Raw genomic sequence first — 13754 nt, 5'->3', positions numbered from 1 at the left:
GGAATGAACAATGAGGAAATTGAGATTAACATCATTAACATTGACTGTGATTCTATTGTTTGCAGTAATCTTGACAGCCTGTTCCGGCAACTCGAATAAAGACTCCTCTCCTAACACATCCTCCAACACTCAAACACCTAAGAGTACCGAAACAGATACACCTGAACCGGCAGCACCTGAGAAGCCGAAGGAGCCTGTGACCTTAAAGTATGTCACCTATTTTGTTGGTCAATATCAGGCAGAATATGACTTGTTCCATAAGAAATACCCGTGGATTACGATTGAGCCAATTGTAACCGACGATGTTTTAGGAACAGTTGTAGCAAAGGTAGCTGCTGGGGATAGCCCCGATCTTGCGATTGTTGACAATATGACGACTTTCGTGCAGCAGGATTTGCTTGAGGAGCTGACTCCTTATATGGAAAGCAGTGAAATCCTGAAAACAGCAAAGATTAGAAATGGAATTAGTAATATCTATAAACTTGATAACAAAAACTATGCAATGCCAATCTCGGACGTTCCATTATGGATGGCAGTTAACAAGGATTTACTAGCGAAGCACGGACTTGAAATGCCAACTAACGACTGGACTTATGATGATTTCCTGGAGATGGCCAAGCAAGCGACAGATCTTAAAGCGGGAGAATACGGCGTATCGTATGACACTACATTCAATTCATGGTTCACTGAAATCTATGCCATGGCTAACGGTGCAATTCCTAACTTCAGCTACATGAATGAAGATTTAACGAAAACTGTATTTAACACACCAGAGGTTGCTGCTAGTCTGAAGTGGGTATCTGATTTGACTTACAAGTGGCATGTTCGTCCTACAACGAAAGAAGCAGAAAGCTACGGTTGGGATTCAGGCAACAATTTCTTAGCAGGTAAATCATTATTCGGTGTTGGTGCTGACTGGTACGTACCTGGATTTAACGATAATGCAAAATTTGAGTGGGATGTTCTCCCGTTCCCTGTCGGAAAGAAAATGCAAGCAACGATGCATCTTAATGCACCGTTTGGAATTATGAAAACTTCTAAGAATAAAGAAGCAGCTTTCCTATGGCTGACCTTTCAGTATGAGCTTGAGGCTCAAAAATGGATGATTGAAAATTCAGGAACTGCATTTGTAGATGATCCAGAGCTAACATCCTACTATGAAAAAGTAGATGTATGGAAAGGCAAAAATGTAGGGGCGATTGAACGGACGGGTGAAATCTGCTGTTATACCAAAACCCCTGCGATTCTGGATGTGGATTGGCTTAACGCCAATGTAATCAGTAAACTCAACCAATATTTCTATACACAGGCTGACCTAACTCCATTACTTGCTGCTGCAGATCAATACAATAATCAAGTCGTTATAGATGCTAGAAAAGCTTTAGGACTAAAGTGACCTTTAATAAGTAAAAGTAAATAAGATGCTGTTCAAGACTTTCGCTGCATTGTTATATGCAGCGAAAGTTGCTATTAAAAATATAAGAATTCGATGGGGGGTAATAGATACGTGGGGAATGTAGTGTTTCAACATGTTTACAAATATTATAAGGGCGAGTCCTCCTCCTCGGTCAATGATTTCCATCTAGAAGTGGCTGACGGGGAGTTTTTAGTTATGGTCGGTCCGTCAGGCTGCGGGAAATCAACAACACTAAGGATGCTAGCCGGACTTGAGGAAATCTCTGAGGGAGATCTCTACATTGATGGTAAGTTTTCCAATTATGTATCGCCAAAGGATAGGGATATTGCAATGGTGTTTCAGAATTATGCACTATATCCGAATCTATCTATATATGAAAATATGGCACTTGGTTTACAACTGCGTAAGGTAGTTAAGCATGAAATTGAAGAACGTGTGAATCGGGCAGCCAAGATGCTGGAAATTTCTCATCTGATGACGAAGAAGCCAGGACAACTGTCTGGTGGACAGAAGCAACGCGTAGCATTAGGCAGAGCGCTTGTTCGTGAACCGAAAGTATTCCTTATGGATGAACCGCTATCGAATCTTGATGCGAAGTTGCGTGCTCAGACACGAGCTGAAATTATTAAAATACATAATCAATTAAAGACGACATTTGTTTATGTAACGCATGATCAGACAGAAGCTATGACAATGGGGACCAGAATTGTTGTCATGCGAGATGGTAAAATTCAACAGGTGGATGCACCGCAAACGTTATATGACAGCCCCAAAAATATGTTTGTAGCTGGATTTATTGGATCACCGCAAATGAACTTTATCGAGGGAGTATTAGTGAAACACGCAGATGGTGTGTACTTTGAAAATCGTAGATGGAGCTTGCCTTTGCCAGATCATTATTCAAAGTATGTACGTGTTATGAAGCCAAAGGTAGTGCTGGGCTTGCGGCCTGAGCATGTCCTGAGCGATGGAGAAGCCTTGCAAGTAGAGGCGTATGAGAAATGGAAAGTACAAGCAACGATTGAAATGAAGGAGCCGATGGGCTCTGATACCTTTGTGCACGCGAATTGGGGTTACGGTACGCTAATTTCTAGAGCGGATGCTCATACGAGAGTTAGTTTGGGAGATTCCATATCATTAGTTCTGCGTTTAGATAAGGCTCATCTGTTCGAGGGGGAAAGTGGGGAAGTGTTAACGGGTCGGGAGGATCTTAAATGAACAAGACGAAAACTTACCGACGAATACTAATCTTTGTGATCTTGCTGTTAGTCATTGCAGTTTGGCGAATTTCGAGCAATGGCCAGGAAAAGCAGGTGTATCCTGTAGTTCCTGCCAGTATGCTTCAGATGGGAAAGGAAAGTAACGAGGGAACTCCAATTATTCCAAATTATACGAATTGGAGAGAAGCTCGAGAGACCAATAGATTAAAAGGGTTGCAGCAGGTTTCTGGAAGTCCTCTAGGAGAATCGCTTCAGCTGGAAGCAATTGATTATTCAGCAGCATCTGAAGACATTCAATTGACCAAACGACAAGATAAACAAAAGGGTTCTGTTATTGACTGGACTAATGCTAACGGATGGATGGAGTGGGTTGTTGATGTTCCGCGGGATGGACTATACGAGCTTCAAATGGATTACTATCCATTAGACGGAAGCTTCTCCAATATTGTTAGAGGTGTTCAAATTGATAAAAGCTTTCCCTATCAGGAGGCAGAATTTATAACGCTTGAGCGCCTATGGAAAGATAGTCAGTATCCCTATGAGCGTAATAAACTGGGCAATGAAATTCGTCCAGTTCAACAGGAAATAAGAGAATGGCGTAACGTTTCATTAACGAACTATGGCGTTTCTTCAGAGTCATTGCTATGGGATTTGACCAAAGGTAAGCATACGATTCGACTTACGGGCGGTAGAGAGGCATTATCAATTGCTTCATTGACGCTGGCCTCTCCGAAGTATATTCCGAGCTATGGCGAATATATCGAAGCAGCGAAACAGGAAGCGAGTTCGACAACTACTGACGATAAAGGCTGGTATAAAGTTATTGAAGCTGAGCACTATCGGGTCAAGTCGTCGAATGCCATTCACACAGCTAGTTTAGCTGAACGGTTCATCTCGCCGGACCCAAAGGGAAGGCTTATTTATAATACAATTGGAGGAGATAGCTGGCAGCAGGCAGGAAACTGGATTGAATGGGAATTAGAAGTTCCAGCTAACGGCTGGTATGCAATCGACTACAAGTATTTTCAAGGCTACAACGGGAAAACCAATGTGTACCGCACCGTAATGCTCGATGGTGAGGTGCCCTTCCGCGAATTGTTGCATTACACATTGCCGCCTAATCAAGGCATGAATATTGCTACATTTGCGGATGGGAATGGTAAGTCATACTCCTTCTGGCTAGAGAAGGGTAAGCATCAGCTGCGGCTCATTGCAGATAGTTCTTTACTAAGTCCTGCCATAGATTCATTGAAAGCCGTGCTCACAGATATATCCGTATTAGATCGGGAGATCCGTCTTATATCAGGGAATTATGGTACAGGCACAAGTACGAATCTGGATATAGGGCGAAACTGGCAAATTAAGACTTATGATCCTGCTATTGAAGAAAAGCTCACGAATATGATCGATCACCTGCGAATCATTCGTGACTATCTAAATGGATTGAACCAGAATGCTACAGATTCGACGAATGCTATCTCTGCTTCTATGAATAGGCTCGAGAAACTGCAAAAGGATGTTAATAAGATTCCCAATCAGATTCAAGTTTTTTCGGACATACAGACAAGCATTAATACATGGTTAAAGCCGATGGAGAGTCAGGCTGTTATGCTCGATTACATCATTGTGCGTGCTCCGGAAGCAGATCCAGGTTTAAAGACACCTAATACTTGGGATAGCATCAGTTACAGTATGATCAATTTCACGCGAACTTTTTTCCTGAAATACGACATGAAAGAACTGAATGAAGAAGATGCAATTACTGTATGGGTACAGCGAGGGAGAGATTATGTAGATCAGCTGCAAAAAATGATCGAATCGGACTTTACTCCAAAAACGGGGATTCGTGTGAACGTCAATCTTATGCCAAGTACGAACGTGTTGATTCTAGGAAATGCGGCTGGTGATCAACCGGATGTTGCGCTTGGTGTTGGTATGGAGACGCCTGTTGAGTTTGCAATGCGTGGTGCGGCGATGGATTTATCACAGCTTCCTGGATTCGAAGAAGTGGAGCAACGATTTAATCCAGGGGTAATGCGTTCCTATCACTACAATAATGGTGTATTTGGTCTGCCTGAAACGCAGTCTTTCTTAGTCATGTTCTATCGCACAGATGTATTGGAGGCGTTGAAGCTATCACCACCTAATACTTGGGATGAATTACTAGAACTGCTGCCGACACTGCAAGAGAATGGAATGAACATCTATTATCCAGCCAAAGAGTTCGTGACGCCATTCTATCAACACGGTGCAGAGTTCTATTCAGCTGACGGTATGCAGACCACTATTAATAGCCAAGAAGGACAAGAAGCATTTAAGTGGTGGACAGCCTTATTTAATATACACAACATGCCAATGGAAGTGCCTGCTTTCTTCAATCATTTTAGATTCGGAGATATTCCAATTGGTATTGCTGATTATAATACCTACATTCAATTAAGTGTAGCCGCTCCAGAAATTATCGGGAAGTGGAAGATGGCCCCTTTGCCTGGTGTTGTGAATGATAAAGGACAGGTGGTACGTTGGTCTTCACAAAGTACGACTGCAGGCATGATTATGGAAAAAAGCAAGAAAAAAGATGAAGCATGGGCTTTCTTAAACTGGTGGACCTCTGCGGATAGTCAGGCAAAATACGCCAATGATATTGAGGCGCTGGCTGGAATGGAATATCGCTGGAATCCAGCGAATAGAGAGGCTTTGAAATATGTGCCATGGCCGAGCGAAGAAATGGAAGTATTAGCGGAGCAAGGACGATGGGGTAAAAATATGCCGTATGTTCCTGGATACTACTTCCTGGGACGTGAGATGGATTTCGCATGGAATAATTCAATTTTGACCAATATGCCTGCTAAAGAAGCGCTCCGTAAAGCAGCAGTCTCCTTGCAGCGTGAGATGACGCGTAAGCAGAAGGAATTGGGTTTCGGATCGGGAGGAGGACAAGATAGTGCGGAATAAGATTAATAAAGCAGTAGGGACAACGTCTGTTTCTTCTTTTCCCCCTCTTGCTTCTAATAGTGGACAGACCCATGTACCTATTGATGGACCGCGGTTTGTAAAAAGGTTTAAACGGTTCTTACGGGAGTGCTGGAATGCTCGATTATCCTACTTATTTTTGGCGCCTTTTCTAATTGCCTTTAGCTGTTTTATTTTAATTCCTGTCTTTATGGCTGTAATGCTAAGCTTCACTTCCTTTAATGGATTCGAATTTCCAACCTTTATCGGGTTCACTAATTTTATTAATTTATTAACACAGGACATGATTTTTATTAAGTACACATTACCGAATACATTTAAATTTGCAATCATTACTGGTCTAGGTGGTTATTTATTATCATTTGTATTTGCGTGGCTGATCCATCAGCTGCCTCGGAGCCTAAGAGATTATTTCACATTGGCCTTCTATGCTCCCTCGATGGCAGGTGGTGTAGCGTTATCTGTAATCTGGATTGCAACCTTCAGCGGGGACCAGGTTGGTTATTTGAATAATATTTTACTTAATTATGGAATTATTGAATCGCCCCAATTATGGCTTCAGGATCCTAAATACTTAATGAATATTATGATCATTGTCACGCTATGGACCAGTATGGGGGTTGGATTCTTAGCAATGCTGGGCGGGCTGCAGACAGTCAATACCGAACTCTATGAGGCGGGTCGCATTGATGGTATCAAGAATGCATTACAGGAAGTGTTCTATATAACCATTCCTTCCATGAAGCCTCAAATGCTGTTCAGTGCAGTTATGACTATTGTGGGAACGTTGAAGGCGGGTGCAATCTCGACACAGCTTACAGGCTTAGCGATTACACCAAAGTACTCTGGTCATTTAATGACCAATCATATTGATGATTATGCTTTTATACGCTATGAGTGGGGCTATGCCTCAGCACTATCTGTTGCATTGCTCGTTTTTTCATATTTAGTAATGAGATTTTGCTATCGTTTGTTTGCGACGAAGGAGGGAGAATAATCTAATGGCGTGGCTTTCACGAAATATGATGTCCAGATTAAAGAGAATCTCCATATCCCGGTCGCTGCTCGTTATTTGTTTTATAGGTCTGGCAATTTTCATGCTGCTCCCCATTATCTTTCTTTTTAATAATGCCTTCAAACCTCTTAATGAGCTATTCTTATTCCCCCCAACTATATTTGTTAAGGAGCCGACAACACATAATTTCGCGCAATTGTTTCTACATGCGGGTACGGCTGAAATTCCTTTCACCCGATATTTGTTCAACAGTATAGTTATTGTCGGTTTATCCCTTGTTTTCGTCATTCTTATTAGTACAATGGCCGGCTATGTAATAGCCAAGCATCGCTTTCCGTTCAAGACGTTTGTTATGGCAATGATTATGCTCTCTCTGATGTTTGCACCTGAGACGGTAGCCATCCCGCGTTATTTAATCGTCAGTCATTTAGGCATAACGAATACATATTTAGCGCACATATTGCCTTTTATTGCTTCCCCTGTTGCTGTGTTTTTAATGAAGCAGTTTATTGATCAAATTCCAGATTCATTACTAGAGGCGGCAAAATTAGATGGTGCAAGCGATTTCTATATTTTCATGAGGATTATTATTCCGTTAACCGCACCTGCGGTTGCTACAGTTGCCATTATTACTTTCCAAGCCGTCTATTTGGACATGGAAGGCTCTACTCTATATACGACAAAAGAATCGATGAAAACGCTTGCGTTTTATGTGAGTAGTCTAACTGCTAATTTACAGAATAGTGTGGCAGGTCAAAGTATGGCAGCTGCAGCAGCATTGCTCATGTTCATTCCAAACTTAATTATGTTCCTTCTCTTCCAGCGCAAAATGATTCAGACGATGCTCCATTCGGGGGTGAAATAATTGAAGTTGCGATCTTATTACAAGCTTGTAATCCCTTTATTGCTTCTAACTTCAATACTATTTCCGTTGACAGTCTCTGCGAAATTGTCCTATAAGACCTGGTTTGTAGACGAAACGACTGGTCGCGTGCTTAATATACAAGCGCTTTATGTCCCTAAAGGTACGATTGGGTATGGAGATATTGATATTCCAATACAGGGCCCGAGTGATCTGTACATTGGCAAAGATGATCAAGTCTATTTAGCGGATACAAACAATAATCGTATTGTTGTTTTTAATGCGGATGGACAATTCATGAGGTCAATAGGGGATGCGGAGGGCAAAGGTGTACTGAATTCTCCTGAAGGGGTATTTGTGACGGATGAAGGAGTAATCTTTGTTGCAGATACAGGGAATAAACGCATTGCTGTGTTTGATCAAGAAGGTCATTATGAACGTGGCTATGAGAAGCCGGAGTCTTCATTGCTGCCAGGGGATTATCATTTCGTACCGAGTAAAATAGTCGTGGACAAGCGTGGTGTGATGTATGTCGTTGTAAAGAATTCTTATCAGGGTCTGCTGCGAATGAATGAAGCCGGTCAATTTACAGGCTTTTTTGGATCTAATAAAACGGAGTTAAGCCTGTTAACGAGATTTAAAAATAAGATTCTCAACCAGAAACAGCTGGAGAAGGAAGTTGCGAATCGTCCGGGTGCGATTGAAAACGTAACGCAAGCCGACAATGGTTTCTTACTAACGACAAGTTCTGGGATCTCCAAAGGTCAAATTAAAAAGCTGAATGCTGGTGGCAAAGATGCCTTTTTGAATAAAAGCTTTGTAGAGGATCAGCTCATTGATACAGCAATCGATTCGGATAACTTTCTATATTGCATGAGCGGTCAATGGGGTGAAATCACGGTCTATGATCCCTATGGCAATGTCCTTGCCTTTTTTGGAAAATTGGACAAGGGTGCCTCTCAGCAGGGCGTGTTTAATTATCCCACAAGCCTAGCAATTAATAGTAAGAAGGAGATATGGGTTGCAGATAGCAGTCTGAATTTAATTCAGATCTATTCGCGCACAACATTCGGAGAAGCCTTCCTGCATGCGACAAAGCTGTATATTGAGGGAAGCTATGAGGAGAGCAAGGCTTATTGGGATGTTATTGTTAAGCAGAATGGAATGCTGGATCTTCCATACAAAGGTATAGGTGAAGTTTTGCTCCAAGAAAAATCGTATGGTGAGGCCATGCAGTACTTCCAAGAATCCTATGATGCGGAAGGATATTCAGAGTCTTTCTGGAGTGTTCGTGAGGAATGGATTCGTAATCATTTCGTGAATGCTTCATTCCTATTCATTGTCCTCATTGTACTCCTTCGATGGATGTATAAACGTTATAGAGTTCGCATGCGCAATCGAGTGCAATCCCCAGCCCTCGCCAAGTATCTACAGGAAATTAAGGATTTCTGGTTTGTTATGCTGCATCCGTATGAGGGCTTCTATCGATTGAAGGAGAGAAAGATATCTTTACTTATGCTTGCTGCAATAATCCTATTTGTCATTGGCCTTCGCTTGCTGTCCATCTATGGCATGGGATTTATATTTCACCCCTATGATCTCGGTCGAGTAAATGTGTTGTTAGAGGTATGTCTATTGATCGTGCCTTGGGCAACGTGGAGTATTTCCAATTATTTAGTTAGTACGGTTAAAGGTGGAGAAGGACGTTTTCGAGAAGTGCTGCAGGCTAGCACCTATGCGCTAGTTCCTTATGTTGTATTAATGACTCCTGCTATTTTACTTTCCAATCTGGTTGTATTGGAGGAGCGAATAATAGTAGATGCTCTTATCTACGTCATGTGGATTTGGATTGCAGTAAATTTCTTTATCATGACCCAGGTCATTCATAATTTTGATTTTCTTGAAGCAGGTAAAAATGTCGGCATTACAATTGTAACCATATCTGTTATTTGGATATTTACGATTATCTTGTCGGCTCTTAGCTACAATTTGTTCGACTTTATTAAGCAAATTTATCGGGAGGTAACTATATATGTCTGAGACTGAGATTACAAGCCCCCGTATGCATAGAACAAGAAAATATTGGTTGCGTATTTGCCTGCTCATTGTCCTCCTAATTATCATCCTAGTGGGTACGATTATTTTTATTAATAGGGATACTCTTCCAAGACTTGAGGATAACGGAATCCAACTTCTGGCGCATGCCTCTACTCCATTGAGTATGGGAGAGGAATGGGTTCCGGGCACGCTTGATAATAATGGCTTCGCTAAAGTTATAGAAAATTCTAGTTACGTATTATTTATGGAACCAAAGACAACTCAAGTGGCTATTCTCGAGAAGAGCAGCGGGTTTTTATGGCGAAGCAACCCGACCAAAGAGCAGATTGATAATGAAAAGCTTAAAGGACAATTACTTACGAATCTTCAGTCTCCGTATTTGTTGGATTATGTAATAGATGGAAAGACGCAGCGCAATGCGACTAATGCGTTAGATCTAAATATGAGTAAAAGTATTGTACGTACAGAGCATGGTGTAGAAGTCGAATATCACTATACGAAATTGGACCTAAGTTTTGCAGTTCGCTATGAGCTTACAGAGCATGGGCTGGAATTAACGGTTCCGACATTAGGCATTATTGAAAATGCAGAATACAAAATATTTGCACTGCAACTTCTTCCCTATTTTGGAGCTGTGCACCGTACGGATGAAGAGGGTTATCTATTCGTGCCGGATGGTCCAGGGGGCCTGATCCATTATAATACTAGCCGGCCCGCGATTGGAAACAGCTACGAACAGATGTTATATAACAATGATCCTGCTAACCTACAAGAAATAGAGGTTCCGAGAGAAGCGATTGCTTATCCTGTATTTGGGATGAAGCGTGATGGACATGCTTATGTCGCTATTATTAAAGATGGCAAATATACGACGAAGATATCGGCAGCTCCTGCTGGAGCGCAAATCGGGTATCATATGATCGCGGCCAAATTTGATTATCGAGAGGAATATCTGCGGAAAGTTAGTAAGATGACTTCATCTGTGAGCAGCATTCAAAAAGAACGTGTCCATGAAGATCGGAAAATTGAATACCGACTATTATCTGGAGAGTCTGCAGATTACAGTGGCATGGCGATGGCTTACCGTGATTATCTAATAGAGACGGAACAGTTGCCAAATTCACTACCAGAAATGGATAATATACCGCTTCTTTTGGGAATAGTGGGTGGCGGCACGAAGGATGTATTTGGCGGTGACAGCTACGTTACCGCAACAACCTTCGAGCAGGCTAGTCAAATGGTTAACAATCTTGAGGTTAAGGGCATTCAAAATATGATTGTCTACTATCAAGGATGGCAGAATAGTGGTCTTAGAGAGACGGATCAGCGTTTCCCGATTCAACCAAAACTAGGAGGCGCAGATGGCCTGAAAGGGCTGGCTTCAACATTAGCAGAGAAGAACATTCCGCTTCTACTTGAGGATTTCTTGACATGGATGAAAGTTAATAAAAATAGTTTGGTTATGAGAACAGATGGTGTACGCAGCATTGATTCAACCGTTTTGCAGAATAAACGGAAGGATTCTTATCTTTTGAACCCCTTAATAGGCGTTAGAAGGGCAATTGATACGATAGATCAGCTTGAGAAGTTAGGTGTAAGCGGTATTCTTTTTAATGGGGCTGGCAGTACAATCTATAAAGATTATGGCTCAAGTAAATTAGAACGTGAAGATACGGGGCAACTTTTCAAGTCTCTGCTCGCTATTACAAAGGGAAAGCTAGGTGTAGCTGCAACTAATCGAGGTAATGATTATGTGCTGAGTTCTACGGATTTGTTAACGGAATTCCCTATGGATGGAAGCTATGACTTCGTAATTGATGAGAATGTACCCTTCTATGCGATGGTTGTTCATGGTTCAATACTGTATACAGGTGTAGAAGGTAACTCAAGGAACGAATATGAGAAAGAACAGCTTAAGTTAATTGAATATGGTGCAATTCCTTACTTCCGGTTGACCTATTCAAGCAGTCGTGAATTGAAGGGAACGGATTATGATCATTTATTCAGCAGCGAGTATGCTGTGTGGCAAGACCGGATCGCTGAAGAATATAAAAAGCTGAATCGCTTGGCATCGCTTCTCAATCATCGAATGGTGAAGCATGAGAAGCAAGCTGAAGGGGTTTATCAGATGACCTATGATGATGGTACGAAAGTCACGGTGAACTATAACACGAACGAATTTGAAGTATCCAAGAAAGGGGGCCTACAGTGAACTCACAGAAGGAGGTTGTAAAACGTCAACGACGCGGTGGGCTTTGGAGATACCGTTGGAATAATTACAAGAATGGTTATCTTTTTATGCTGCCTTGGGCAATCGGCTTTAGCGTTTTTGTAGCGTTCCCAGTCGGTTGGTCGTTATTCAATAGTTTCCATAATGTAAAGCTAAGAGGCGGTGACTTCCAATATGAATTCGTTGGCTTGAACAATTTTCGACGAATTCTTATGGAAGACAATGTGTATCCGGTAGAGCTTCTCTTATATTTTCAAGAAATGCTGCTTATAATCCCATTGATTTTATTTTTTTCGTTCATTGTCTCGCTGCTTCTCAATCAGAAGTTTGCTGGACGTGGGCCGATTCGGGCCATTTTCTTTTTACCTGTTATCTTTGCCACGGGCCAAGTGTTAATGGAATTATTCGGGCAAGGTGCTGGCGAACTACCTTTTATTGAGCAATATAATTTAGAAGGGCTGATAAAAGGATACGTTGGAGCACAATTGGCCGATCCGATAATGGGTGTTTTGGGCAAAGCCGTTATTATTTTATGGTATTCGGGTGTACAGATTCTGATTTTCATAGCAGGATACCAGACTATACCACGTACGGTTTATGAGGCTATACGTATTGATGGTGCTACCCCATGGGAAAGCTTTTGGAAAATTACATTGCCAGGCATGATTCCGTTTATTGGATTGAATGCCGTATTTACAATAGTCGATCTGTTCACCTTTCCTATGAATCCTGTCATGGAGCAGGTTAGCAAAAATATGTTTGATGTAAAAACGGGGTATGGCTATGCTAGTGCACAGGCTTGGCTCTATTTTGCCCTAATCCTTCTATTGCTGGGGGTAGCATTGTTGATCGCCTATCGTTCTACTTTAAAGAGAGGGGTGTACCGATGAAGGCAGTTGAGACGATAAGACAGATGAATTCTGAGCTGAATGCGAGGCTAAACAACCGTCAAGCACAACGTATGAAAAAGTTGATATTAGGCCAGCACGTGAGCGATGGCTTACTTATGAAAACGGTCATCTACTTCATATTAGCGATCATCGCTTTTTTATATTTGCAGCCTCTATTATATATGATATCAACTATGGTTAAGTCTCAGAGCGACTTGATTGATCCTGTCGTACAGTGGATTCCACAGAAGCTGCACTTCGGGAATTTGGAGGATGCCTGGAGAGGATTAAAGTATCCTGAAGCCTTCAAGAACACGATGATGATTGCTTTAATATGTTCATGTCTGCAGGTGGCTTCTTGTGCGATTACAGGATATGCACTAGCGCGGCTGGAGTTTCCAGGGAAGACAATAGCGTTTATCTTAATTATTATTTCCTTTCTTGTACCGCCTCAGATTACAATCATTCCGCTATATAGCATATTTAGTAAGCTTGGAGTATTGAATACGCCATTTGTATTCATAATACCGGCATTATTCGCTCAGGGGCTTAGAGGTGCGCTCTTTATTATTATATTCAGACAGTTCTTCCTTACTCAACCGAAAGCTCTGGAAGAGGCAGCGAAGATCGATGGTGCAAGCGCCTATCGACTATTTTTCAAGATCATGCTGCCGCTCGCTCGTCCGGCAATTATAGTCGTCTTTCTATTCTCCTTTGTCTGGTATTGGAACATGTATTATGAACCTTCTATGTTCTTGAACCATGCCTATCAGCCTTTATCCATTCGGCTCAACATGCTGGAGCAGGAGCTCATGGGTAATAAATTGGTTAATTTTGCAGTAGCTATAGGAAAGGATCCTCTCACGGAGGGGCCTAAGATGGCTGGCGCGTTTCTTATTATATTCCCGCCTCTTCTTGTTTATTTGCTTACACAGCGCTGGTTTACGGAGGGAATTGAACGGACGGGAATGGTAGAGTAGCAATTTCATGATATCGATATAACTAGGGGTATATTATAGTCAGGAGAGTAGTTATCATCAAATTATGGCAGCAAACAGCCACTTCTTTGTGGAATTATCACAAAGAAGT

At 41.8% G+C, this 13754-nt stretch carries 9 protein-coding genes; all 9 read left to right on the top strand.

From position 1 onward, the window contains the following. Window positions 1–10 precede the first annotated feature (10 nt). The 9 genes from EKN16_RS13555 to EKN16_RS13515 all read left to right on the top strand — a co-directional run bounded on the left by EKN16_RS13555 (window position 11) and on the right by EKN16_RS13515 (window position 13645). Window positions 11–1396: an ABC transporter substrate-binding protein gene (locus EKN16_RS13555; protein WP_125657884.1), complete on the top strand. Its 1386-nt coding sequence runs from the start codon at window positions 11–13 to the stop codon at window positions 1394–1396. 111 nt (window positions 1397–1507) lie between these two features. After that, window positions 1508–2635, top strand: coding sequence for an ABC transporter ATP-binding protein (locus tag EKN16_RS13550; protein WP_125657881.1), 1128 nt, complete (start codon window positions 1508–1510; stop codon window positions 2633–2635). Further along, a complete protein-coding gene (locus EKN16_RS13545; protein ID WP_125657878.1) occupies window positions 2632–5592 on the top strand; it encodes an extracellular solute-binding protein in 2961 nt (986 codons plus the stop codon). Before EKN16_RS13550 ends, EKN16_RS13545 begins: the two co-directional genes overlap by 4 nt. Before the next feature lie 79 nt (window positions 5593–5671). Continuing rightward, entirely contained in the window at window positions 5672–6607 is a 936-nt protein-coding gene (locus EKN16_RS13540) for a carbohydrate ABC transporter permease (protein WP_125666227.1), read from the top strand. 4 nt (window positions 6608–6611) lie between these two features. Further along, window positions 6612–7490 (top strand): carbohydrate ABC transporter permease, encoded by an 879-nt coding sequence (locus EKN16_RS13535; RefSeq protein ID WP_232016403.1) that lies wholly within the window; start codon window positions 6612–6614, stop codon window positions 7488–7490. Then, window positions 7491–9527 carry a YIP1 family protein gene (locus EKN16_RS13530; RefSeq protein ID WP_125657875.1) on the top strand — a complete coding sequence of 679 codons (2037 nt, stop codon included), beginning with the start codon at window positions 7491–7493 and terminating at the stop codon, window positions 9525–9527. It abuts the gene before it with no gap. Then, window positions 9520–11757: a DUF5696 domain-containing protein gene (locus EKN16_RS13525; RefSeq protein WP_125657872.1), complete on the top strand. Its 2238-nt coding sequence runs from the start codon at window positions 9520–9522 to the stop codon at window positions 11755–11757. Before EKN16_RS13530 ends, EKN16_RS13525 begins: the two co-directional genes overlap by 8 nt. Continuing rightward, complete coding sequence (locus EKN16_RS13520) at window positions 11754–12665, top strand: carbohydrate ABC transporter permease (RefSeq protein WP_232016401.1); 912 nt, start codon at window positions 11754–11756, stop codon at window positions 12663–12665. Before EKN16_RS13525 ends, EKN16_RS13520 begins: the two co-directional genes overlap by 4 nt. Next, the gene (locus tag EKN16_RS13515) at window positions 12662–13645 is read left to right on the top strand and encodes a carbohydrate ABC transporter permease (RefSeq protein WP_125657870.1); all 984 of its coding nucleotides are present in this window, start codon (window positions 12662–12664) and stop codon (window positions 13643–13645) included. Before EKN16_RS13520 ends, EKN16_RS13515 begins: the two co-directional genes overlap by 4 nt. Window positions 13646–13754 lie beyond the last annotated feature (109 nt).

Origin of the sequence: Paenibacillus baekrokdamisoli, assembly GCF_003945345.1 — a bacterium.
Classification (GTDB): Bacteria; Bacillota; Bacilli; order Paenibacillales; family Paenibacillaceae; genus Paenibacillus_Z; species Paenibacillus_Z baekrokdamisoli.
This window is presented reverse-complemented; position numbering and strand designations above follow the sequence as displayed.